Below are 20,811 nucleotides of genomic sequence, written 5' to 3'. Positions count from 1 at the left end.
CCCTCACATCGCTCTGATCCGCATGTACCGCACCAGCGAGGGCGCTCCCGCGGCCGCGGTCGCCGCGGCGGCGGCCAGCAGAACGCCCACGGCGGCGCGCACCACGGCGGCGGGGACGAAGACACCGTTCCTCATCGGGTCACCTCCTTCCCGGCGAGCAGTTCCCCCACCAGGGACTCCACCAGGCCGGCGGCCTCGCCGACCGCCCGTCGCACGGGTTCGCTGAGCCCGACGGCGACATCCGGTTCGTCGCCGCGCATGCGTACCAGCGGTTCGCAGCCGACGACCAGGACACGAGGCAGTGAGGCGCCGCCGTCGGCCGCGAGCCGCCGGGCCAGGGCCAGCGTCCTGACCGGGTCCATGGCATGGACCTCGGGCGCGGCGTGGGCGTCGTCGAGGGCGGCGGAGTCCGGCTCGATGACCGACACCGTGCCGGGCGGCTGCCCGTGGGGTGCGGCGTCGACCAGTACGGCCGTGCCGTACCCCTCCAGCAGCCGGTAGGCCAGGTCCATCCCGCGGATGCCGAAGTCCGCGACGTGGACGCCGTCGGGCAGGGGCCGGCCGCGCAGCGCCTCGGCCACCGCGGGGCCGAACCCGTCGTCGGCGAGGAAGACGTTGCCGATCCCGGCCACCAGGATCCGGGAAGGGGGCGCGGCAGGCTCCCCGTGCTCCCCGGCCGGTTCCAGCTCCTCGGGGGAGAAGAAGAAGCGGTGTCCCATCTGACCGGCGGTGCCGAAGTCGATCCCCGCCGGGTCGTCGTCGAGGACCACCGCGACGTGGGTGCGGCCCTCCATGTCCTCCTCGACCGCGTCGATCTCGGCGGTGCGCCCGGTGAGGGCCAGGTCGAGGATGTCGGCGCCGGGGGACGGGCACAGCCGTACCCGGCCGCCCCGTCCCAGCCGTACCCCGCCGACCAGTACCGTCCTCTCCCTCACGGCTTCTCCCCCACGGGCCGGAACTCGCGGATGGTGCCGTGCAGGGCGAGCAGTTCGTCGGGGCCCAGGCCCGCGCAGCGGTCCAGGATCTCCCGGGCCCTGGGGTCGCAGGCCCGCGCCTCCCGCTTCTCCTCCTCCGTCAGGCTCATCACGCCGAGGATCAGCAGCCGGTCGATCTCCGTGCCGTCGAACAGGTCGCCGGGGCTCTCGGGGGCCACCTCGGGGAAGTCGTACAGGGTGACGGGGGAGGACAGGACGGTGCGGGCGAACGACCCCTCACCCGCGCCGTACACGCCGCCGGCGCCGTCACCGGAGCTTCCGTCACCGGTGTCGGCGTCGTCGTCCACGAGGACCGGCCAGGTGCCCTGGTTCTCGCACGCCGAGACCGCCTCCCGCAGCCGCCCGGGCGGGTCCAGGAGCGAGACGAAGCGCCCGGTGCGGCTGTGCAGCACGGTGTGGGTGGAGACGAAGGCGTAGGCGCAGGCCGCCTCCCGCGCACCCCGGTCCACGGGGTCGGGCGCCGGGCAGGACGTGGTGTTCTCGACGCGCACGGTCAGCCGGAACACCCCGTCCGCGACGGGCTCGGCGCCGATCTCGACCGTGCCGCTGAGCGCGTTCCACCGGCGGAGAAGGGCGCCGGCGGTGCGGCCCGAGGCGTCCAGGAGCGGTTCGCGGTCGGTGCCGGCGGGGACGGCGACGGGGGCGCGCACCGTCCGGCCGAGGACGGCGTCCAGCCGCACGGGTACGGACACCTCGCGCTCGGTCGCCTCCTGCCAGGCGAGGTGGCGCTCACCGTCCACCGTCAGCTCGTCCACGGCCTCGGGCCCGTTCGGGCCCTGCCTGACCACACCGCGGTCGACGACGTGCAGGAACCGTACGCGCACCGCCACCTCGGTGCGGTCGGCCGCCCGTCCGCCGGTTTCGAGCAGCACCTGGGTGCGCATCCGGTGCGCCTCGCCCAGGGTGTCGGCGCACGAGCGTGGGAAGACCCCGCCGAAGGTCCAGCGTTTGGTGTTCTTCAGCGCGGATCTGCGGTACGGCCAGAGCAGGTAGCCCTCGTACAGGCAGGTGCGCACGATCTTCTCGACCTTCCCCGCGGGCTCGGCCGTGCGCTCCGCCGGTGTCACGTCGTCCATGGTGCTCCGGTGGTCTCGGGTGTTCTGGGGATGTCGGGGGTGGCGGACGCGGCGGGGGAGCGGGCGCGGAGGCCCTCCGCCCGGTCCAGCAGGGCGCCGACGGCGTCGTCCAGGGTGCCCAGCGTCCACCGGGTGCGGTAGGCGTCGAGCCGGTCGTGGGTCTCGCGGGACAGCCGCAGCCAGGGGCTGCCGCCGCTGTAGCGGTCGACCAGTGTGTGCCACAGGGCGGCGGGCAGCCGGTAGCCGGCGTCCTCGGCCCAGGAGATCTGGGCCGTTCTCAGCCGGCCCTGGCCGTCGTCGAAGAAGACCGTGCCGCTGAAGAGGAAGTCCAGCGGCACCTCCCCGTCGGGGACGGCCCGCAGGTATTTGGTGACGGCCAGTTCGGCGTCGCAGGGGCACGGCACCGTCAGACCGACCGTGGTGGTCTCGTCGAACGGGGGGACCACCGCCGTGGTCCGGGTCCAGGACAGCGGGCGCAGGGTGGTGGCCCACCGCTCGGGTTCGCCGAACAGTTCGGCCAGGGCCGCCCGCGCCCGCTGGTCGTAGTGGCGGCGGGTGACGTCGATCCTGATCGCGGTCGTCAGGCTGACCGAGCGGACCGGGCCGCCGCCGGTGCGGGTGATCTCCACGTCGAACCGGAGTGTGGGCACGGCGGCGTGGCGCTCGGGCTCCGCTCCCGCGACCTCGAAGGACAGGGCCGGGATGAGACGCCGGGACGGAGCGCCGGCCGGCTTCGCGTGCGGCGCCGTCATGACGGTGAGAGGTTCGGCATCCCGGGCATCACCGGGTCGCGGCGTCCGGCGTTGACGCCCGTCGACCGGCGGGCCGAGGAGCGGCCCCCGGGCAGGAGACCGGGGGTCTTGCGGTAGGAGCCCTTCTGGTTGCCCTGCCTGGTGCCCTTGACGTGGGCCGCCCTGTCGGGCCTCACATCGGCCTTGCCTACGGCGATACGGGCCATGACGCCTCCTTCATGCGGTGGACGGGAGGTCGGTGGGGTTCGGGTCGGTGCGCGGGGAGCCGGCGGGCGGGCCGGGGGAGGAGCCGGCAGGCGGATCGGGGCAAAGCCCCCGGAAGAAGTCCCCGATGTGCCGCCACACCTCGGGTCCGCCGCCCAGCCCCTTCCAGTGGGTGCGTACGACGGCCGCCAGGCGGTAGCAGTCGTCCAGGGGGACGATCCACCGCTCCCGCGCGCCGTTCGCCAGGTTGACCAGCAGCGCCTCGACGTCGTCGGCCATCGCCGCGACGGCCGGGTCGCGGGCCCGCACCGCGCGCCAGCGCTCCGCCTCGACGGTGGAACGCAGCAGACCCAGCGGGCTGGGGTAGCCGGCCGTGATCTCGCCGCCTTCGCCGTCGCGGGTGAAGAACGCCAGACCGACCGGGACGCCGAGCGAGGCCCACAGCGCGTCGTCGAACCCGTCCTCCCCCAGCCGGGTCCTGCGCAGTGGCAGCAGCCGGTAGTGGGCGCCTCCCGCCTCCTTGCGGTCGAACAGCAGGGAGCAGGCGCGGCAGGCGCAGCAGACCGCGCCTGCGCGGACGTCCAGCAGATGACGGTGCGCCTCGGGCAGCGGCTCGGAGCACAGGTCGCACCCCTGGTGCCCGGACGGGGCGCCGTCCGCTCCCGGTCCGCGCAGGCGGGCCGGGCGGTGGGCCAGCCGCCGCAGCCGGGGTGTGGCGATGGGGGCGGGCACGGCGGATCACCCCTCCCGCTCGGCGGCGAGGGCAGGGCGGCGGAAGAGGTCGTCCACCGGGATGAGGGCGGTGGGCGCCCGGTCCGGGGCGGTCTCGACCTCCACCTCCACCCGCTCGATCTCGGGCGCGGCGGCGGCCACCGCCTCGCGCACCGCCGCTTCCAGGGCCTGCGGGGAGGAGGAGCAGCCGCGCCCGCCTGCGCCGAGCCGGACGCGGACCACCTCCTGGGAGATCCCTGCCAGCTCCACCTCGCCCTCACCGAGCCGCCGCCGCGACCGCAGGCCGGCCAGTGCGCGGCGCACCCGGGTCTCGGCCGGGTCGGGGTGGAGACCGTGCACCAGCAGCAGATGGCCGACCAGTTCGTCGCCGGCCAGCCGGCGCACCGCGTCGCCGCCGCCCTCCTCCCGGCCCAGGCGGTCCACGATCCGGGCCAGGCAGTCCCCGTAGAGGCCGACCAGGGTGTGGACGGTGTCGGTGGCACGGGCGGCCGCGGCGCTGTCCGGCAGCGACTCCAGCGCGGACAGCAGTTCCTCGGCGCGGGCCGCCTGCCCGCGCGCGTACTCGTCGTCCCAGGGCATCTCCGGCCGCCCGCTACGAGACCTGGCCGAAGGTGGGCGAGTGGGTTTGGCGCAGGGTGCGCCCGCCGCCGAGGTACATGTGGACGCCGCACGGCAGGCAGGGGTCGAAGCTGCGCACGGTGCGCATGATGTCGATGCCCTTGAAGTCGTCCGGCCCGTTCTCCTCGAACAGGGGGCAGCCCTGGACGGCGTCCTCGTAGGGGCCGGGTGTGCCGTAGAAGTCGCGGGGGCTGGCGTTCCAGGGGGTCGGGGGATAGGGGTGGTAGTTGGCGATCTTCTTGTCGCGGATCACCAGATGGTGGGAGAGGACGCCGCGCACGGCCTCGTGGAAGCCCACGCCGATGCCCTCCTCGGGAACGTCGAAGTCCTGGAAGACCTTGGTGCGCCCGGCCCGCACCTCCTCCATCGCCTTGTCGACGAAGTGCAGGGCCATCGCGGCGGCGTAGGCGACGAAGTACATCCGCGCCCGGTTGCGCTCGATGGTGTTGGGGAAGGGCGGCGGGGTCCACTCCAGCCGCATCTGTGGCATGGCCGGGGTCTTCGGCAGGTCGATCTCGACGCTGCGTCCGGTGGAGCGGACATACGGGGTGCGCACCTTCCCGGCCAGGGCGGTGGCCCACAGCCGGGCGATCGGGCCGCCGCCGGTGTCCAGGGCGAGGAAGTCGTTCGTCCTCCGGTCGTACCAGCGGGGGCTCATCACCCAGCTGTACCTGCCGCCGTCCAGGTCGCGCTTCTGGGGGGCGGGCAGGGTGGTCTGGTTCCACGGGTGGCGGGGGTCGACCGGGTTGCCGAGGGGGTCCTTGTCGACGTAGGTCTCCTCGCCGATCCAGTCCTCGTAGTAGGAGCTGCCCAGCAGGATCCGCATGCCCAGGTTGATGTCGACCAGGTCGGTGGTGACCAGTTCGCCGTCCACGACGATGCCGGGGGTGACGAACATGGCGTTGCCCCACTGGTTCATCGTCCGGTAGTCGTAGTCGACCACGTCCGGGTCCTGGAAGGCGCCCCAGCAGCCCAGCAGCGTGCGGCGGCGGCCGACCTCCTCGTAGCCGGGCAGGGCCTCGTAGAAGAAGTCGAAGACGTCGTCGTTCATGGCGACGGCCCGCTTGACGAAGTCCATGCAGCGCATCAGCCGCACCAGGTAGTCGGTGAAGACCTGGGGGGTGGCCACGGTGCCGACGCCACCGGGGTAGAGCGTGGAGGGGTGGACGTGCCGGCCCTCCATCAGGCAGCACATCTCGCGGGTGAGGCGGCTCATGGTGAGGGCTTCCTTGTAGGTGGCGCCCTCGAAGGGGTTGTAGGAGCGCATGATGTCGGCGATCGTGCGGTGGCCGTGCACGTCGCCGCGCGGGGCCGCGGTCCGCTCGGCGCGCTCCAGGACGGACGGGTTGGTCTCCTTGACCATGCGTTCGCAGTAGTCGACGAAGACCATGTTGTCCTGGAAGATCGTGTGGTCGAACATGTACTCGGCGGCCTCGCCGAGGTTCATGATCCACTCGCCCAGGGGCGGCGTCTTCACCCCGTACGCCATGTTCTGCGCGTAGATCGAGCACACCGCGTGGTTGTCGCCGCAGATGCCGCAGATGCGGCTGGTGATGAAGTGTGCGTCGCGGGGGTCCTTGCCCTTCATGAAGACGCTGTAGCCGCGGAAGATCGAGGAGGTGCTCCGGCACTCGACGACCTCCCGGTTGGGGAAGTCGATCTTGGTGTAGATGCCCAGGTTGCCGATGATCCTGGTGATGGGGTCGAACGCCACCTCGGTGAGGGTGCGCTGCTCGACCGGGACGGTCTGGCTGGTCGTCACGGAGTGGTCCTCTCAAGCCTCTTGGGCGTTCTTCGCGTCCTCGGCGCCGGTGTGCGGTCCGTCGTCACCGGCCCGGCCACCGGGGGGCGTAGCCGGAGGTCAGCTCGGCGCGGTTGTGGCGCCACCTGGGCTCCTTGTTCACCGTGCGGTTGGTAATGGCGCGCAGGGAGCGCACCAGCGGCCCGTAGGTCCGGCTGAGCAGCCCGGAGGAGACGCTGCCCCCGGGGGGCTCGTCCATGAAGGGCATGAACTTGTCGGGGAAGCCCGGCATGGTGCAGGCGATGCAGATGCCGCCGACGTTGGGGCAGCCGCCGACGCCGTCCATCCAGCCGCGCTTGGGGACGTTGCAGTTCACCACCGGGCCCCAGCAGCCGATCTTCACCTGGCACTTGGGGGAGTTGTAGTCCAGTGCGAAGTCGCCCTGCTCGTAGTAGGCGGCCCGGTCGCAGCCCTCGTGGACGGTCTTGCCGAACAGCCAGGTCGGCCGTAGTTGGTCGTCCAGCGGGATCGGCGGCGCGAGCCCGGCCGCCTGGTGCAGGACCCACAGCAGGGTCTCCATGAAGTTGTCCGGCTGCACCGGGCAGCCGGGCACGTTGACGATCGGCAGCCCGCCCGCGGAGCGGAAGTCCCAGCCCAGGTAGTCGGCCAGCCCCATGCAACCGGTCGGGTTGCCCGCCATGGCGTGGATGCCGCCGTAGGTGGCGCAGGTGCCGATGGCCACCACCGCGTACGCCTTGTGCGCCAGGCGGTCGATCCACTGGTTGAGGGTGATCGGCTCACCGGTGTCGGGGTCGTTGCCCATCGACGTCCAGTAGCCGTCCCCGTTGATGTTCTCGTTGGGGATGGAACCCTCGACCACCAGGACGAACGGCCCCAGCTCGTCCTCGGCCGCCCGGTGGAAGGCACGCGTGAAGTCCTCGCCGGTCTCGTAGGCCAGCACCTTGTTGTACAGGTGGACCTTGGGGATGCCGGGGATCGCCCCGAGGACGACATCCTCCAGGCTCGGCAGTGTCGCGGCGGTGACCGAGACCGTGTCGCCGTCGCAGCTCATGCCCTCGGAGGTCCACAGGATGTGGACCTCGTCGACGCCGCCGGGGGCCAGCGTGTCGGTGCTCATGGAGCCTTCCTTCCCTGCGGGTGGCGGGGACCGGAGTCCGGGCCCGGGGCGGGCGGCGGGCCGTGTGCCCCGGGCCGCCGACCGCTCCACGGATCGTGACATTTCCAGCAAACCCCCACAACTCAAACGTGCCGTGCCGGAAAGCGCCTTCTTCCGGACGCGCCCGGGAGTCCGGAAGGGGACCGCCGCGTACGGATGCCGCCTCGGTGCCTGGGCTGTACGGGGGAACTCGCCCGGAACCCGGACCGGCGGCCCCCGGGAAGGCCGGAGGGGATGGCTAGCGTGACCCCCCATGCACGAGCTGTCGATCGCCGCCGCCGTAGTGGAGAGCGCGCAGGACACCGCCCGCCGCCACGGAGCCTCCTCGGTGGAGGCGGTGCGCCTGCGGGTGGGCGAACTGTCCGGCGTGGTCGCCGACGCGCTGCGGTTCTCCTTCGAGGTCGTCACCGAGGGCACGGAGCTCGCCGGCGCCGAACTCGTCATCGAGGACGTCCCCGCCCGCGCCCGCTGCGCGGCCTGTGCGCTGGAGTTCGCCCCCGGCGTCCCGCTGCGGCTGTGGTGCCCGGAGTGCGGGGAGGGCGCGACGGAACTGGTCGCCGGACGGGAACTGGAGATCGTCGACGTCACGCTCCCACTGGCCGGCGCGTCCTGCGACGGCGGCTCGGCGCCACAGGGGGAACGACAGGGAGGAATCGTCTGATGTGCCGGGTCGTGGACGTGCGGCAGGCCGTACTGGCCAGGAACGACGGACTGGCGGCCGGGCTGCGCCGCGAACTGGACGGCCGGGGGATCACGGCCGTCAACCTGCTGTCCAGCCCGGGCAGCGGCAAGACCGCCCTGCTGGAACTCCTCCTGGCCCGCGCCGCCGGGCGCGGCGTGCCGGCGGCGGCCCTGACCGCCGACCTGGCCACCGAGAACGACGCACGGCGGCTGGCCAGGTCCGGCGCGCCGGTCAAGCAGGTCCTCACCGGCGGGCTGTGCCACCTGGAGGCCGCCCAGATGCGCGGCCATCTGGAGGGCTGGCCGCCCGAGGGCACCCGGGTGCTGTTCGTGGAGAACGTGGGGAACCTGGTCTGCCCCGCCGCCTACGACCTGGGCGAGGCGCTGCGGGTGGTGCTGATGTCGGTCACCGAGGGCGAGGACAAGCCGGTGAAGTACCCCACCGCCTTCGGCCTGGCGAACCTGGTCGTGCTGAGCAAGACCGACATCGGCGGGGCGGCCGGATTCGACGGCGACGCCTTCGCCGAGAGCGTGGAGCGGGTCAACCCCGGAGTCGAGGTGCTGCACACCTCCGCCCGCACCGGGCAGGGCGTCGACGCGCTCCTGGACAGGGTGCTGGCCGTGTGCGAGGGCTCCCGCCCCCACCGGCCCCCGCTCGCCGGGCGGCACCTGCGCGAACACCGTCACGAGCACGGTCATGAGCACCCGCGGGATCACCCCCGCGACCACGAGCACCCGCACGCGCACCCCGGCGGGCCGGGCGCGCTGCCCGGCGCCGGCCTGCCCGCACGGTAGCGGCGGACGGGGACGGGCGGAGAGGAGCGCCATGACCGCCACCGTCGAGGGCCGGCCGGGGCCGGACGCCGGGGCGGACCGCGTACGGCGGCGTCTGACCGTGCGCGGCACCGTGCAGGGAGTGGGCTTCCGTCCCTTCGTCCACGCACTGGCCTCGCGGTTGGGACTGTCGGGCCATGCGCTGAACAACGCCGGAGGTGTCGTCGCCGAGGTCGAGGGCACGCCCGCGGCGGTGGAGGCGTTCTGCCGGGGGCTGGCCGAGCAGGCGCCGCCCCTGGCGGTCGTCTCCTCGGTGGCGGCCGAGGACATCCCGCCGCTGGGAGCCGGACCGGACGCGGGCCCGGACGGCGCGGGCTTCGTCATCCGCCCCTCCGAGCGGGGCGGGGGCCGCACCCTGATCCCGCCCGACACCGCCACCTGCGACGACTGCCTGAGGGAGCTGGCCGACCCGGCCGACCGCCGCCACCGGCACCCGTTCGTCACCTGCACCCACTGCGGCCCGCGGTTCACCATCGCCACCGCGCTGCCCTACGACCGCGCGACCACGACCATGGCCGCCTTCCCCCTGTGCCCGCACTGCGCACGGGAGTACGCCGACCCCGCCGACCGCCGCTTCCACGCCCAGCCGGTCGCTTGCCACGACTGTGGCCCCCGGCTGAGGCTCACCCGGGCCCGCGGCGCGGTCGCGGGCACGGGCGCGGCCACGGGCGAGGAGGCGCTGGCCGGGGCCCGCCGACTGCTGGCCGGGGGCGCGGTCGTGGCGGTCAAGGGCATCGGCGGCTACCACCTGGCCTGCGACGCGACGAACCCCGCCGCCGTCGCCGCCCTGCGCGAGCGCAAGGCCCGGGGCGCCAAGCCCTTCGCGGTGATGTGCCCCGACGCGCGGGCCGCCGCCCGGCTCGGCCGCGTCGGCCCCGCCGAACACCGGGCGCTGACCGGGCGGCTGCGCCCCATCGTGCTGCTGCGCCGCCACCGGCCCGGCGAACGGGGGGACGACCCGCTGGCGGACGGAGTCTGCCCGGGCAGCCCGGACGTGGGGGTGCTGCTGCCCTACACCCCGCTGCACCGGCTGCTGTTCGGTCTGCCCGGCGACCCGCCCGGCCCCGAGGTGCTGGTGATGACCAGCGGCAACCGGTCGGGCGAGCCCATCGTGACCGATGACCGCGAGGCCCTGACCAGGCTTGCGGGACTGGCCGACGCCTGGCTGTGGCACGGCAGGCCCATCGCGGCGCCCTGCGACGACTCGGTGGTGCGGATGCGCGCGGACGGGAGCGAGGTCGTCCTGCGCCGCTCGCGCGGCCACGTTCCCACCCCCGTCACACTTCCCGTGCCGGTAAAGCCCTCCCTGGCGGCCGGCGCGGACCTGAAGAACGCGATCTGCCTCGCCGAGGGGCGCTCCGCCTGGTTCTCGCCCCACATCGGGGACCTGGACGACCTGGCCGCCCTGCGCGCACTGGACGGCGCGCAGGAGCGCCTGCGCGCCCTGACCGGCGTCGAGCCCCGGCTGCTGGCCGCCGACCGCCACCCCGGCTACCGCTCGACACGGTGGGCCCGTGACCGCGCCGGGGGCAGGCCCCTGCGCCGGGTGCAGCACCACCACGCTCACATCGCCTCGGCCATGGCCGAGAACGGGCTGGACGGCAGTACCCCGGTCATCGGCGTCGCCTTCGACGGCACCGGCTACGGCGACGACGGGGCCGTGTGGGGCGGCGAGGTGCTGCTCGCCGACTACGGCGGCTACCGGCGGCTGGCACACCTGGCCTACGTGCCCCTGCCCGGCGGCGACGCCGGGGTGGGCAACCCCTGCCGCATGGCGCTGTCCCACCTGCGCTCCGCCGGGATCCCCTGGGATCCGGACCTGCCGTGCGCCGCCGCCTGCCCGCAGGAGGAACGGCGCGTTCTGGAGGTGCAGTTGGAGCGCTCGCTGGCCTGTGTGCCAACCTCCAGCATGGGGCGGCTTTTCGACGCGGTCTCCTCGCTGGCCGGGGTGTGCCACCGGGCCGGGTACGAGGGGCAGGCCGCCGTCGAACTGGAGGCCGCCGCCGCGACGGCGTGGCACGAGGACGGGCCCGGATACGCCTTCGCCCTGCGCCGGCCGGCCCCGGACGGCACGGGCGCGACCGTGCTCGACCCCGCACCCGTACTGCGCGAGGCCGTCCGCGACCTGCGCTCCGGCGCCCCCGCTCCAGTCGTCGCCGCGCGGTTCCACCGGGCCGTGGCCGGGGCGGTGGAGGAGATCTGCCGGCGGGCGCGCCGGGACACCGAGGCGGCCACCGTCGCCCTGTCCGGCGGGGTGTTCGCCAACGCGCTGCTGGACGAGGAGTGCCAGCGGCAGCTGCGTACCGCCGGCTTCACGGTGCTGCGCCACCACCGCGTGCCACCCGGCGACGGGGGCCTGGCCCTCGGCCAGCTGCTCGTGGCGGCACGCACCGGGGCTCCCTGACGGGCCCCGGCGAAACCTCACGACCCATCAGTGAACTCACCGGCGACGGACGGAGAACGCACATGTGCCTGGCGGTGCCCGGCAGGGTGACCGGGATCGAGGAACGGGACGGCACGCGCATGGCGCGCGTCGACTTCGGCGGGGTGGTCAAGGACGTGTGCCTGGCCTACCTGCCGGAGGTGGAGGTCGGCGAGTACGTGATCGTCCACGTCGGCTTCGCGCTGCAGCGGCTGGACGAGGAGTCGGCCAGGGCTTCGCTGGAGCTGTTCGAGCAACTGGGACTGCTGGAAGAGGAGTTCGGCGACGCATGGGAACGGGCGGCGGTCGAGGCCGGGCAGGACCGGCCCGAGGCCGCCCCGGTGGAGACGGCCGGCCGGCGCACGGAGCGGCCGGCCGCGACGGAGGAGGTCACCAGGTGAGGTACATCGAGGAGTTCAACGACCCGGAGCTGGCGAAGCGGCTGCTGGAGGACATCCACGCCACCGCCACCCGCCCCTGGACGATGATGGAGGTCTGCGGAGGCCAGACCCACTCGATCATCCGGCACGGCATCGACCAGCTGCTGCCCGAGCACATCGAGCTCATCCACGGCCCCGGCTGCCCGGTGTGCGTCACCCCCCTGGAGATGATCGACAAGGCGCTGGAGATCGCCTCCCGTCCCGAGGTCGTCTTCTGCTCCTTCGGCGACATGCTCCGCGTCCCCGGCACCGACCGCGACCTGTTCCGGGTCAAGAGTGCCGGCGGGGACGTACGAGTGGTGTACTCGCCGCTGGACGCACTGGAGATCGCACAGCGCCACCCCGACCGCGAGGTGGTCTTCTTCGGCGTCGGATTCGAGACCACCGCACCGGCCAACGCGATGACCGTCCACGAGGCGCGGCGGCGCGGCATCCGCAACTACAGCATGCTGATCTCGCACGTGCGCGTGCCGCCCGCCATCGAGGCGATCATGCGGGCGCCGCACTGCCGGGTCCAGGCGTTCCTGGCCGCCGGTCACGTGTGCAGCGTGATGGGGACGGCCGAGTACCCGGCGCTGGCCGACCGCTTCGGCGTGCCCATCGTGGTCACCGGCTTCGAACCGCTGGACATCCTCGAGGGCGTGCGCCGCACCGTCCGCCAGCTCGAGAGCGGCGAGCACCGGGTGGAGAACGCCTACCCCCGGGCGGTGCGGGAGGAGGGCAACCCCGCCGCGCGGCGGATGCTGGAGGAGGTCTTCGATGTCACCGACCGCGCCTGGCGGGGCATCGGGGTGATCCCCGCCAGCGGCTGGCGGCTGTCGAAGGCGTTCCGTGAGTACGACGCCGAGCACCGCTTCGAGGTCGGCGGTATCACGACGCGCGAGTCCGGGGTGTGCCGCAGCGGCGAGGTGCTCCAGGGGCTGATCAAACCGAACGAGTGCGAGGCCTTCGGTACCACCTGCACCCCCCGCAATCCGCTGGGCGCCACCATGGTCTCCAGCGAGGGCGCCTGCGCCGCCTACCACCTCTACCGGCGCCTGGGCGGCCCGGCGCGCGGCACCGAGCCGACGAGGGAGGCGACCTCCGTTGGCTGACACCGCCGGCACCACCGACACCACCCGAACCACCGGCACGGCCGCCGAACCCGTGGACCCCGCCGAGTGGACCTGTCCGGCCCCGCTGCGCGACCACCCGGTGGTCGTCATGGGGCACGGTGGCGGCGGGGCCCTCTCCGCCGAACTGGTGGAGCACCTCTTCGTCCCCGCCTACGGCAACGAGACGCTGGCCGGGCTCGCCGACTCGGCCGCGCTGTCGCTGGGCGGCGCGCGCCTGGCGTTCTCCACCGACTCCTACGTGGTGCGCCCGCTGTTCTTCCCCGGCGGCTGCATCGGCGACCTGGCCGTCAACGGCACCGTCAACGACCTGGCCATGAGCGGCGCGCGGGCCGCGTACCTGTCATGTGCCTTCATCATCGAGGAGGGCACCGAGCTGTCGGTGGTCCGGCGGGTCGCCCAGGCCGTCGGCACGGCCGCCGCGGCGGCCGGCGTCACCGTCGCCACCGGTGACACCAAGGTGGTCGACGCCGGGCACGGCGACGGGATCTTCGTCAACACAGCCGGCATCGGCCTGATCCCCGAGGGCGTCGACATCCGCCCGCAGCGCGCCGAACCCGGTGACGTGGTGATCGTCAGCGGGCCGATCGGGATGCACGGGGTGGCCATCATGAGCGTCCGCGAGGGGCTGGAGTTCGGGGTGGAGGTGTCCAGCGACACCGCGCCCCTGGGCGGCCTGGTGCAGGCGATGCTCGCGGCCGCCCCGGACCTCCACACGCTGCGCGACCCCACCCGCGGCGGGCTGGGCACGGCGCTGAACGAGATCGCGGCGGCGTCCGGCACCGGCGTCGTGCTGAACGAGCGGGCCCTGCCCGTGCCGGAGGCCGTGTCGGCCGCCTGCGGCTTCCTCGGCCTGGACCCGCTGTACGTGGCCAACGAGGGCCGTCTGGTGGCCTTCGTCCCGCGCGGGCGGGCCGACGCCGTGCTCGCCGCGATGCGGGCGCACCCCCAGGGCGCCGGGGCCGCGGTCGTCGGGGAGTGCGTGGCGGACCACCCGGGCATGGTCGTGGCCCGCACCGGATTCGGCGGCACCCGCGTGGTGGACCTGCCGCTGGGCGAGCAGCTGCCCCGCATCTGCTGAGCCGGCCCCCCTCGCGGCCGGCGCACGGGGGGCCGGTCCGGTCCGTACCTCCCCTCCCGGCGGGGTACGGACGGCACCGGCCCCGGGGACCTTCGGCCCTGCCGGGAAGAGCCGGCGCGGGAGGAGTCTGAAGGTGCCACGACGGCAGGAGGAAACCATGAACCGTTCGCAGATTCGCCCCCTTCCGGAGGTCAGGGTCGAGGTCCGGGGCGAGGTGCCCGGGGACGCGGCCGAGTACGCGCGGACCAAGGTGCTGGCGGCCCTGGGCAAGGTCGGGGAGCCGGTCCTGGGCACCAGGGTGAAGCTGAGCCAGGCGGCCGGCGCATCCGTGCGGCACCCGGCGCACGCCCAGGTGAACGTGGACGTCAACGGCCGCCCGGTGCGGGCCCACGTCTCCGCCGACACCATGCCCGAGGCGATCGACCTGCTGCGCGACCGGCTGGCGGGCCGGCTGGCCCGCGCCCACCGCCGCGGACACCACGGCGGCGGGCCGCGTCCCGGCTCGCGCATCGGGCAGGGGCGCCGCGTCGTGCGCCGCCGCGCCCACGGCCCCGCCCGGATGACCCCCGCCCAGGCGGTGCACCGGATGGAGGCCCTGGGGTACGGCTTCCAGCTGTTCACCGACGCCGCCTCGGGCGTCGACAGCGTGGTCTACCGGGACGGGGAGGGCGGCCACCGGCTGGCCCGCGCCCGCGCGGACGCCTCCGCGCCGGCGCCGGCGGACCTCCCGCCGGCCGCTCCGCCGGCCGTCGCGCTGGGGATCAGCGGGATCCCGGCGCCCCGTATGGGGGTCGAGCAGGCGGTGTGGCGGCTGGAGGCGACCGGTCTGCCGTTCGTGTTCTTCGTCGACGCCGCCACCGAGCGCGGAGCCCTGCTCCACCGCCGCCGCGACGGCCTCCACGAGCTGATCACCCCGGCCGAGTGACCCGGCGTCCGCCGGCCGGGACACCCGCCCCGGCCTGCGGACGCCACCCGGGGCGGCGCTCGGCGGGTCGGCCGGGTGCGCGGGCACGCGGTGTCTACCGTCGCGGTATGCCCCTCATCCGGATCGAGCGCCGTACCCGCCTTCCGGCCGAAGAGGCGTGGCACCGGCTGACCACCTGGGAGAACCACGCCCGCCACGTCCCGTTCACCGCGATCACGGTCACCACCGCGCCGCCCACCGGCGTCGGCACGCGCTTCACGGCGCGTACGGGCACCGGGCGCGCCGGGTTCGACGACCCCATGGAAGTCGTGCACTGGGAGCCGCCCACCGCAGACCGTCCCGGCCGCTGCCGTGTGGAGAAGCGGGGGAGGGTCGTGCTCGGCTGGGCCGAGGCGGAGGTGGTCCCCGCCGACGTGGGATCGCTGGCCGTCTGGCGCGAGGAGGTGCGGGTGCGGGGGCTGCCGCGCCTGCTGGACCCGCCGACGGCCTGGGCGGCCCGGCTGCTGTTCGGCCGGGTGGTCACGGGGCTGCTTGAGGGGCGATGACCGCCCCGGCCGCCCCGCCCCGGGCGGTCGGCGGGCGGTCCCACCGGGCCGCGGCGGTTCACACCTTCCGTACGGTCACGCCGGCTGCGGCCAGCGCGCCGGTCTCCTCCTCGGGGGCGTCCTCCTCCGTCACCACCGCGTCGAGCGCCGAGGCGGGCGCGACGGAGGCGAGGGCGGTACGGGAGAACTTGGCCGCGTCGGCGACCGCGACCATCCTGCGGGCCGAGGCGATCGCGGCGCGCTTGACGGCGGCGTCGGCCAGGTCGTAAGCGGTCAGCCCGTCCACCGCGTTCAGTCCGCAGCAGCCGATGACGGCGGTGTCGAAGCGCAGTGCGGCCAAGGACGCCTCGGCCAGCGGGCCGGTCAGCGCCAGCTCGCCCGGGCGCGGCTCCCCACCGGGCAGCAGCAGCTTCAGCCGGGGGGCGCCGGTGAGGGCGTTGGCGGCGTGCAGGGACAGAGGCATGACGGTCAGCCGGCGGCCGGCCAGGGCGCGGGCCACCTCCAGGCAGGTCGTACCGCTGTCGAGGACGACCGACTCGCCGTCGGCGATCAGGGAGGCCGCCTCGGCGGCGATCCGCCGCTTGGCGTGCGGCCTCTCCAGCTCCCTCAGCCCGAACGGAGGCTCCTCGCCGCGCAGCAGCAGGCTGCTGGCCCCGCCGCGGTAGCGCTCCAGGACCCCCTGGTCCGCCAGGAACTCCAGGTCGCGCCGGATGGTCATCTCCGAGGCGCCGGTGAGCCCGGCCAGCTCCGCCACGCTCAGCTGCCCGGCCTCACGCACGGCCTCAGTGATCAGTCTCAGTCGCTCCGCGCTCGCCACGCCAGGAATTGAACACGAAGTATGTGCGTAACTCAATCTATCGAACAGAGATTTAGTTTGTTAAATTCTGGAACATGGAGAGAACGCTGCGGCTCGCACGGCTGGCCACCTTCGCCTACTTCGGCCTCAACGGCTTCCTGATGGGCATGTGGGTCGTCCACATCCCGGTGGTGGAGGACCGCGCGGGGATCAGCCACGCCGTCCTGGGCTGGCTGCTGCTCCTGCTCGGTGGCGGAGCCTTCGCGGGCATGCGGCTGACCGGACCACTGGCCGACCGCTTCGGCGCCCGTGCGGTGGTGCCGCTGAGCGCGGTGCTGTGCAGTGCGTCCCTGGTGCTGCCCGGCCTGGCCGAAGGGGCCTGGACCCTGGGTGCGGCCCTACTGGTGTTCGGCTTCGGCAACGGCTGCCTGGACGTCGCCATGAACACTCACGCCGTCCAGGTGGAGCGCGGCTACCGGCGGCCCGTCATGTCCGCCTTCCACGCGGTGTTCTCCGTCGGAGGGGTGCTCGCGGCCCTGGCCGGCGCCAGGACCCTCGGCTGGGAGTGGAGCGCCGCCGGGACTCTCGCCGGGATGGGCGCCGCCGGGCTCATGGTCGCCGTCCTGGCGGCCCCCGCGCTGCTGCGCCCCGAGCCCGCCGGACCCGCGGGCCCCGGGAGGGAAGCCCCGAAGACGTCCACCGGAGCCGGGTCCGGGCCCGGGGCGCCCGGGCGGACCTGGGCGCTGGCCGCCCTCGCGCTGATGCTGATGCTCGCCGAGGGGGTGGCCAACGACTGGAGCGTGCTCGCCCTGCGGGACGTCCTGGGCGCGCCCCCCGCCACGGCGGCCCTCGCCTACGGGGCCTTCGCCACCGCCATGACCGTCGGACGCCTGCTCACCGACCGGGTGGCCGCGCGCTTCGGCCCGGTCGCGATCGTCCGCTACGGCGCCCTCCTGGCCGCGATCGGCCTGTCGGCGGTGGTGGTCTCGCCCTGGGTTCCCCTGGCCCTGGTCGGCTGGACCGTCTTCGGCATGGGGCTGTCCGGCTGCGTGCCCCAGCTCTTCAGCGCGGCGGGCCACGCCGACCCGGAAGCGGCCGGGGCCAACGTCTCACGGGTGGCGGGGCTCGGCTACCTCGGCATGCTCGCCGGGCCGGCCGTCATCGGGCCGCTCACCCATCTCGTGCCGCTGAACGTCGCCTTCCTGCTGCCCGCGGCCCTGTGCGCGGTGGCGGCCGGGGCCGCCGGGATCCTGCGGACCGAGTCCCGGGCCGCCGCCGGGGGAGGCGAGCCCGCCGGAGGGCCTGCGCAGGCCCTCGGGGGCCCCGGGGCCCCCGAGGCCGCCAAGGCGGCCGACTGACGAGCCGGTGCGTGCGCCGCCGGGCCCGCGGGAGGCGGGCCCGTGGTCCGTGCCGCGGCGATCCCCGTCCCCTTCTCCAGGGGGCGGGTCAGCGGCCTGCCCCGGCCTTTGGAGCCCAGGGCTCCCCGCCGTCCTTCCGCACGCCTGCGGGCTGACGGGTGGGTGCGGCGGACGGCGCGGGCCCCCGGGGGGAGTGCCCCGCGTCATTTCCGCGGGTGCGGCGGGTGTGGATGATGGGGGCGTCCCCTCCTGCCGCAGGGCCGGAGAGCCCTCGTCGACCGGGAGTCGGGCCGCCATGGCAGAGCATGTGCACGTTCGCCTCAACCACGGGCTGGAGGTGTCCGAGGAAGGCGAGCTGATAGAACTGTCCCGCTGCCGGTGCGGAGCCACCTGGAGCAGGTCCTACCGGGTGGAGGAGGGTGAGCCCGAACGGTGACGCCGCAGGACGCCGCCCGTGGGGGCCCGGCGGTGTCAGCCGTCCTTGAGGGGGTCGTGTCCCCAGTTCATCAGGGAGTGCCGCCAGGTGGTGTCGGTGACGTCGCCCGACGGACGCTGTGCCAGGTGCCGCTTGATGTAACCGTTGACCTTGCGCATGTGGGCCACGTCGTCGTCGCTGAGGTCGGACTTCGACGTCCGCAGCAGCTCGACGATGCGGCGGCCGGAGGCGTGGCCGGTGCTCTCCCCGCCGCCCCGGTGCTGCCCGGCGGCCCTGGACTCGTCCCGTTCCAGCCAGTCCTGGAGCTGCTTGGGGGTGAGGTTGACCAGCTTCCCGAACTCGGTGACGGTCCCGTCGCGGTCCTCGCGGTGCTCAGTCATCCCCTGACTCCTTCTCACGGAGGGCGTCGGGGCGGTGGACCGCCCGGCCGCCGGACTTCTCGCTGCGGACCTGGTACTGGGGGTCGTCGGGGGAGGCGTCCACGGTGCGCCCGCCGGCCTCGGTACGGGAGGTGATCTCCTTCTCGATCTTGCCGACGGCCTCGCTTCCGTGGCTCTTCCAGGAGACCCGGTCTCCCTTGCGGAACTTCCTGTTCTTCTTCATCATCTTCCCCTCCCGCGGGGGGTGGACGGATGAAAAGCCCCGTTCGTCCTCATGGTATCCGTATGGCCGTGTCCCACCACCGCGAAGCCGCGGGCGGCGGTGGGGGACGGTCGGCGCTCCGCAGGCTCCCGTACCGGTCGGCCGGAGCGTCCCCGGACGGGATCGGACACGGTGGAGCCGGGCCGTCGCGCGGCGTCCGCCTCGGCGGGTCGCACACGACCGGGCACCCCGGCGGGAAGCCGACGCCTCTGTCGCCGCGGCACGGCCCGGGCTCCCGCCACCGAGCCCGGGAGAAGGAGCAGGGGGCCTACCGCCGGCGGGAGTGGGTCCCCGGGTTGATGATCTCGTCCAGCACCTCGCGGACCACCGAGAAGACGACACGGTCGACGCCGGCCGCAGTGGGATCGGCGCCCTCGCCGGCGCCGGGCAGGCTCCCGGCTCCGGCTTCCCTTTCGGCCGCCCAGTCGCGTGCGACCCGGATGCGGCGGAGGAGTTCGTCTGCGTCCACGACATCAGTCATGGACGGAACCTACCCACGGACCCGGTGAGACAGCCTCGCCGGTTGTGTCCGTTCTGCGCCGATCCGCTCCACGCCGGTCCGGAGCCCCGAGCGCCTGCTGTGCGCACGTGGCGCGCGGGAACTCCGTGATCGCGAACAGACCTGCCGTCAAAGGGAGTTGGGGGAATCGGCCGCTGTTCCGCCGAATCGGAGGTTGCGAACAGTTCTCGAATAAGTGTCCATGAGTGTTCTTCAGGCGTCACGAGTGATATACGATCTTGCGTATGAATCTGACGGAATGGGCACGCGCACAGGGCATTGCGCCCCGCACGGCGTACCGCTGGTTCCGTGAGGGCACGTTGCCGGTCCCCGCGGAACGCGTGGGGCCGCGCACGATCCTGGTGAACATCGACGCGAACACCTCACCCACCGTGACCGGTGGCGCGGGCTTGTACGCCCGCGTCTCCTCCCATGATCAGAAGCCGGACCTGGAGCGGCAGACCGCCCGGCTGTCGGCGTGGGCGGCGAAGGCCGGTCACAAGGTCGTCCGTATTGAGTCCGAGATCGGGTCGGGCGTGAACGGCTGCCGGCCGAAGGCGAAGCGGCTCCTGGCGGATGCGAAGGTGACCACGGTAGTGGTCGAGCACAAAGACCGCCTCGGTCGCATGAACGTGGAACTGATCGAAGCCGCGCTGTCTGCGTCCGGCCGCCGCCTGGTGGTGCTGGACGAGGGTGAGGTCGAGGACGACCTCGTGCGCGACATGGTGGAGGTGCTGACGTCGTTCTGCGCCCGCCTGTACGGACGCCGGTCCGCGAAGAACCGGGCGAAGAAGGCCCTGGAAGCGGCGGCCGCCGGTGAGTGAGCCCAAGAAGCCGCGACCGATCGGGGCGCCGTTCGTCGCGCTCGGGCCGTCCGGGGTGGCGATACGCGACCGCCTCAAGCACCTCACCACCGAAGACGACAAGGTGTTGCGACTCGTCGGCGAACACCTGGGGCGCCTGGCTTGCCTCGACCTCAAGATCCGGTGTGCCGATGGCCTGGAGCACTCCACGGACACGTGGGCGGCCCGCAAGCAAGGGCTGACGGCCTCCTCGTCCTCGCGCTGGGCCGGGGCGATCACGAAGGCCACCCATGACCAGTGGGCGCTCTCCCGGCGCTGCCAACTCGCCCACATCCAAGGTCTCGAAGCCGGTGTGCGCACCCTGATGCACCGCCTGTCGCGGCCAATCGGGAAGAAGGGCACCAAGCGTGTTCTGGGCGGATACCGGCCCAAGGGCGAGTGGTTCCACAAGTCCCGGCGCCTGGCTACCTTGGAACACCGCCTCGACGTGGCTCGTGCGGAGCGTGAGGCCGGTGTCGGGCACGTCGTGCGCGGCGGCCAAAAGCTCCTCGACAACCGTCACAACCTCCAAGCCGCCCGGCTCACCGCCGAGCAGTGGCGCGAGCGGTGGGAGGCCGAGCGCTGGTTCCTCTGCGCCGACGGCGAGTCCGGCAAGCGGTACGGGAACGAGACCATCCGCGTCAGCCCCGAGGGCGAGGTCAGCATCAAGCTGCCCGCACCGCTCGCCCACCTGGCGAACGCCCGGCACGGCCGGTACGCCCTCGCCTCGAAGGTCGTCTTCGCCCACCGAGGCGAGGAGTGGCGCGACCGGATCGAGGGCAACCGGGCTGTGGCCTACCGCATCCACCTGGACGTGGAGCGTGGACGCTGGTATCTGACGGCCTCGTGGACCAGGCCCGCGGTCAAGACGGTTCCGCTGGAGACCGCCCGCGCTCAGGGCAT

The 20,811-nt window shown here is 73.7% G+C and carries 24 protein-coding genes and 1 pseudogene; 12 read left to right on the top strand and 13 right to left on the bottom strand.

All coding sequences use genetic code 11. The features are described from left to right. Nucleotides 1-3: 3 nt before the first annotated feature. From IQ279_RS28550 to IQ279_RS21855, 9 genes are all read right to left on the bottom strand, one after another. The gene (locus tag IQ279_RS28550) at nt 4-135 is read right to left on the bottom strand and encodes a hypothetical protein (protein ID WP_277402572.1); all 132 of its coding nucleotides are present in this window, start codon (nt 133-135) and stop codon (nt 4-6) included. Next, nucleotides 132-935 (bottom strand): hydrogenase maturation protease, encoded by an 804-nt coding sequence (locus IQ279_RS21890; RefSeq protein ID WP_307792471.1) that lies wholly within the window; start codon nt 933-935, stop codon nt 132-134. Before IQ279_RS21890 ends, IQ279_RS28550 begins: the two co-directional genes overlap by 4 nt. After that, nucleotides 932-2,071, bottom strand: a complete 1,140-nt coding sequence (locus IQ279_RS21885) for a hypothetical protein (protein WP_206350716.1) — start codon at nt 2,069-2,071, stop codon at nt 932-934. Before IQ279_RS21885 ends, IQ279_RS21890 begins: the two co-directional genes overlap by 4 nt. Then, nucleotides 2,059-2,823 carry a DUF6084 family protein gene (locus tag IQ279_RS21880; protein ID WP_206350714.1) on the bottom strand — a complete coding sequence of 255 codons (765 nt, stop codon included), beginning with the start codon at nt 2,821-2,823 and terminating at the stop codon, nt 2,059-2,061. The genes IQ279_RS21885 and IQ279_RS21880 overlap by 13 nt, the downstream gene beginning before the upstream one ends. Continuing rightward, nucleotides 2,820-3,029, bottom strand: a complete 210-nt coding sequence (locus IQ279_RS21875) for a hypothetical protein (RefSeq protein WP_206350712.1) — start codon at nt 3,027-3,029, stop codon at nt 2,820-2,822. Before IQ279_RS21875 ends, IQ279_RS21880 begins: the two co-directional genes overlap by 4 nt. Nucleotides 3,030-3,039: 10 nt before the next feature. Then, nucleotides 3,040-3,759 carry a DUF5947 family protein gene (locus IQ279_RS21870; RefSeq protein WP_206350710.1) on the bottom strand — a complete coding sequence of 240 codons (720 nt, stop codon included), beginning with the start codon at nt 3,757-3,759 and terminating at the stop codon, nt 3,040-3,042. 6 nt (nt 3,760-3,765) lie between these two features. Beyond that, nucleotides 3,766-4,338 (bottom strand): NifU-related iron-sulfur-binding protein, encoded by a 573-nt coding sequence (locus IQ279_RS21865; RefSeq protein ID WP_206350708.1) that lies wholly within the window; start codon nt 4,336-4,338, stop codon nt 3,766-3,768. 13 nt (nt 4,339-4,351) lie between these two features. Beyond that, nucleotides 4,352-6,139 carry a nickel-dependent hydrogenase large subunit gene (locus IQ279_RS21860; protein ID WP_206350706.1) on the bottom strand — a complete coding sequence of 596 codons (1,788 nt, stop codon included), beginning with the start codon at nt 6,137-6,139 and terminating at the stop codon, nt 4,352-4,354. Between the two features lie 64 nt (nt 6,140-6,203). After that, nucleotides 6,204-7,256 carry an NADH-quinone oxidoreductase subunit B family protein gene (locus IQ279_RS21855; protein ID WP_206350705.1) on the bottom strand — a complete coding sequence of 351 codons (1,053 nt, stop codon included), beginning with the start codon at nt 7,254-7,256 and terminating at the stop codon, nt 6,204-6,206. Between the two features lie 292 nt (nt 7,257-7,548). On the opposite strand from IQ279_RS21855, the gene hypA reads away from it, so the two are divergent. The 8 genes from hypA to IQ279_RS21815 all read left to right on the top strand — a co-directional run bounded on the left by hypA (nt 7,549) and on the right by IQ279_RS21815 (nt 15,335). After that, nucleotides 7,549-7,956 (top strand): hydrogenase maturation nickel metallochaperone HypA, encoded by a 408-nt coding sequence (hypA, locus tag IQ279_RS21850; RefSeq protein WP_206350703.1) that lies wholly within the window; start codon nt 7,549-7,551, stop codon nt 7,954-7,956. Next, complete coding sequence (hypB, locus tag IQ279_RS21845; RefSeq protein WP_206350701.1) at nt 7,956-8,771, top strand: hydrogenase nickel incorporation protein HypB; 816 nt, start codon at nt 7,956-7,958, stop codon at nt 8,769-8,771. The genes hypA and hypB overlap by 1 nt, the downstream gene beginning before the upstream one ends. 31 nt (nt 8,772-8,802) lie before the next feature. Continuing rightward, on the top strand, nt 8,803-11,214 hold the full coding sequence (hypF, locus tag IQ279_RS21840) for a carbamoyltransferase HypF (RefSeq protein WP_206350699.1): 2,412 nt from the start codon (nt 8,803-8,805) through the stop codon (nt 11,212-11,214). A 62-nt stretch (nt 11,215-11,276) separates the two neighbouring features. Continuing rightward, the gene (locus tag IQ279_RS21835) at nt 11,277-11,633 is read left to right on the top strand and encodes a HypC/HybG/HupF family hydrogenase formation chaperone (RefSeq protein ID WP_206350697.1); all 357 of its coding nucleotides are present in this window, start codon (nt 11,277-11,279) and stop codon (nt 11,631-11,633) included. Then, nucleotides 11,630-12,766 carry a hydrogenase formation protein HypD gene (gene hypD / locus IQ279_RS21830; RefSeq protein ID WP_206350694.1) on the top strand — a complete coding sequence of 379 codons (1,137 nt, stop codon included), beginning with the start codon at nt 11,630-11,632 and terminating at the stop codon, nt 12,764-12,766. The genes IQ279_RS21835 and hypD overlap by 4 nt, the downstream gene beginning before the upstream one ends. Beyond that, nucleotides 12,759-13,865, top strand: coding sequence for a hydrogenase expression/formation protein HypE (gene hypE / locus IQ279_RS21825; RefSeq protein ID WP_372445207.1), 1,107 nt, complete (start codon nt 12,759-12,761; stop codon nt 13,863-13,865). The genes hypD and hypE overlap by 8 nt, the downstream gene beginning before the upstream one ends. A 157-nt stretch (nt 13,866-14,022) precedes the next feature. Further along, on the top strand, nt 14,023-14,790 hold the full coding sequence (locus IQ279_RS21820) for an HPF/RaiA family ribosome-associated protein (protein ID WP_206350692.1): 768 nt from the start codon (nt 14,023-14,025) through the stop codon (nt 14,788-14,790). A 107-nt stretch (nt 14,791-14,897) separates the two neighbouring features. After that, on the top strand, nt 14,898-15,335 hold the full coding sequence (locus IQ279_RS21815) for an SRPBCC family protein (RefSeq protein WP_206350690.1): 438 nt from the start codon (nt 14,898-14,900) through the stop codon (nt 15,333-15,335). Nucleotides 15,336-15,393: 58 nt separating this feature from the next. Here IQ279_RS21815 and IQ279_RS21810 read toward each other — a convergent pair whose 3' ends face one another. Continuing rightward, nucleotides 15,394-16,152, bottom strand: coding sequence for a DeoR/GlpR family DNA-binding transcription regulator (locus tag IQ279_RS21810; protein ID WP_206350688.1), 759 nt, complete (start codon nt 16,150-16,152; stop codon nt 15,394-15,396). Between the two features lie 74 nt (nt 16,153-16,226). Between IQ279_RS21810 and IQ279_RS21805 the strand changes: the two genes are divergently transcribed. Together IQ279_RS21805 and IQ279_RS21800 are read left to right on the top strand one after the other, a co-directional pair. After that, on the top strand, nt 16,227-17,489 hold the full coding sequence (locus tag IQ279_RS21805; RefSeq protein WP_206350686.1) for an MFS transporter: 1,263 nt from the start codon (nt 16,227-16,229) through the stop codon (nt 17,487-17,489). 295 nt (nt 17,490-17,784) lie between these two features. Beyond that, a complete protein-coding gene (locus IQ279_RS21800) occupies nt 17,785-17,925 on the top strand; it encodes a hypothetical protein (protein ID WP_206350684.1) in 141 nt (46 codons plus the stop codon). A gap of 35 nt (nt 17,926-17,960) precedes the next feature. Here the strand turns inward: IQ279_RS21800 and IQ279_RS21795 are convergent, their stop codons facing one another. The 3 genes from IQ279_RS21795 to IQ279_RS21785 form a co-directional block, all read right to left on the bottom strand. Then, entirely contained in the window at nt 17,961-18,305 is a 345-nt protein-coding gene (locus IQ279_RS21795) for a DUF3140 domain-containing protein (RefSeq protein ID WP_206350682.1), read from the bottom strand. Beyond that, entirely contained in the window at nt 18,298-18,528 is a 231-nt protein-coding gene (locus IQ279_RS21790) for a hypervirulence associated TUDOR domain-containing protein (RefSeq protein WP_206350788.1), read from the bottom strand. The genes IQ279_RS21795 and IQ279_RS21790 overlap by 8 nt, the downstream gene beginning before the upstream one ends. A gap of 307 nt (nt 18,529-18,835) precedes the next feature. Further along, nucleotides 18,836-19,048, bottom strand: a complete 213-nt coding sequence (locus tag IQ279_RS21785) for a hypothetical protein (protein WP_206350680.1) — start codon at nt 19,046-19,048, stop codon at nt 18,836-18,838. A 263-nt stretch (nt 19,049-19,311) separates the two neighbouring features. Here IQ279_RS21785 and IQ279_RS21780 point away from each other — a divergent pair, with 263 nt between their 5' ends. Together IQ279_RS21780 and IQ279_RS21775 are read left to right on the top strand one after the other, a co-directional pair. Further along, on the top strand, nt 19,312-19,890 hold the full coding sequence (locus IQ279_RS21780) for an IS607 family transposase (RefSeq protein WP_206350678.1): 579 nt from the start codon (nt 19,312-19,314) through the stop codon (nt 19,888-19,890). Next, a pseudogene (locus IQ279_RS21775) lies at nt 19,883-20,811 on the top strand (IS200/IS605 family accessory protein TnpB-related protein); the annotation flags it as partial. The gene IQ279_RS21780 and the pseudogene IQ279_RS21775, both read left to right, overlap by 8 nt.

This window comes from Streptomyces verrucosisporus (genome assembly GCF_017114865.1).
Lineage (GTDB): Bacteria > Actinomycetota > Actinomycetes > Streptomycetales > Streptomycetaceae > Streptomyces > Streptomyces fenghuangensis.
Note: the sequence above shows the minus strand (reverse complement) of the source record. Positions and strands in the feature narration are given on the sequence as shown.

What these genes read in the sequence shown, in the direction of transcription:
- IQ279_RS21795 (WP_206350682.1), bottom strand. Translation starts at nt 18,305, where the DNA reads ATGACTGAGCACCGCGAGGACCGCGACGGGACCGTCACCGAGTTCGGG.
- IQ279_RS21815 (WP_206350690.1), top strand. Translation starts at nt 14,898, where the DNA reads ATGCCCCTCATCCGGATCGAGCGCCGTACCCGCCTTCCGGCCGAAGAG.
- hypF (WP_206350699.1), top strand. Translation starts at nt 8,803, where the DNA reads ATGACCGCCACCGTCGAGGGCCGGCCGGGGCCGGACGCCGGGGCGGAC.
- IQ279_RS21885 (WP_206350716.1), bottom strand. Translation starts at nt 2,071, where the DNA reads ATGGACGACGTGACACCGGCGGAGCGCACGGCCGAGCCCGCGGGGAAG.
- IQ279_RS21820 (WP_206350692.1), top strand. Translation starts at nt 14,023, where the DNA reads ATGAACCGTTCGCAGATTCGCCCCCTTCCGGAGGTCAGGGTCGAGGTC.
- IQ279_RS21780 (WP_206350678.1), top strand. Translation starts at nt 19,312, where the DNA reads ATGAATCTGACGGAATGGGCACGCGCACAGGGCATTGCGCCCCGCACG.
- IQ279_RS21800 (WP_206350684.1), top strand. Translation starts at nt 17,785, where the DNA reads ATGGCAGAGCATGTGCACGTTCGCCTCAACCACGGGCTGGAGGTGTCC.
- IQ279_RS21835 (WP_206350697.1), top strand. Translation starts at nt 11,277, where the DNA reads ATGTGCCTGGCGGTGCCCGGCAGGGTGACCGGGATCGAGGAACGGGAC.
- hypA (WP_206350703.1), top strand. Translation starts at nt 7,549, where the DNA reads ATGCACGAGCTGTCGATCGCCGCCGCCGTAGTGGAGAGCGCGCAGGAC.
- IQ279_RS21785 (WP_206350680.1), bottom strand. Translation starts at nt 19,048, where the DNA reads ATGACTGATGTCGTGGACGCAGACGAACTCCTCCGCCGCATCCGGGTC.
- IQ279_RS21805 (WP_206350686.1), top strand. Translation starts at nt 16,227, where the DNA reads ATGGAGAGAACGCTGCGGCTCGCACGGCTGGCCACCTTCGCCTACTTC.
- IQ279_RS21790 (WP_206350788.1), bottom strand. Translation starts at nt 18,528, where the DNA reads ATGAAGAAGAACAGGAAGTTCCGCAAGGGAGACCGGGTCTCCTGGAAG.
- IQ279_RS28550 (WP_277402572.1), bottom strand. Translation starts at nt 135, where the DNA reads ATGAGGAACGGTGTCTTCGTCCCCGCCGCCGTGGTGCGCGCCGCCGTG.
- hypB (WP_206350701.1), top strand. Translation starts at nt 7,956, where the DNA reads ATGTGCCGGGTCGTGGACGTGCGGCAGGCCGTACTGGCCAGGAACGAC.
- IQ279_RS21875 (WP_206350712.1), bottom strand. Translation starts at nt 3,029, where the DNA reads ATGGCCCGTATCGCCGTAGGCAAGGCCGATGTGAGGCCCGACAGGGCG.
- IQ279_RS21855 (WP_206350705.1), bottom strand. Translation starts at nt 7,256, where the DNA reads ATGAGCACCGACACGCTGGCCCCCGGCGGCGTCGACGAGGTCCACATC.
- IQ279_RS21865 (WP_206350708.1), bottom strand. Translation starts at nt 4,338, where the DNA reads ATGCCCTGGGACGACGAGTACGCGCGCGGGCAGGCGGCCCGCGCCGAG.
- IQ279_RS21880 (WP_206350714.1), bottom strand. Translation starts at nt 2,823, where the DNA reads ATGACGGCGCCGCACGCGAAGCCGGCCGGCGCTCCGTCCCGGCGTCTC.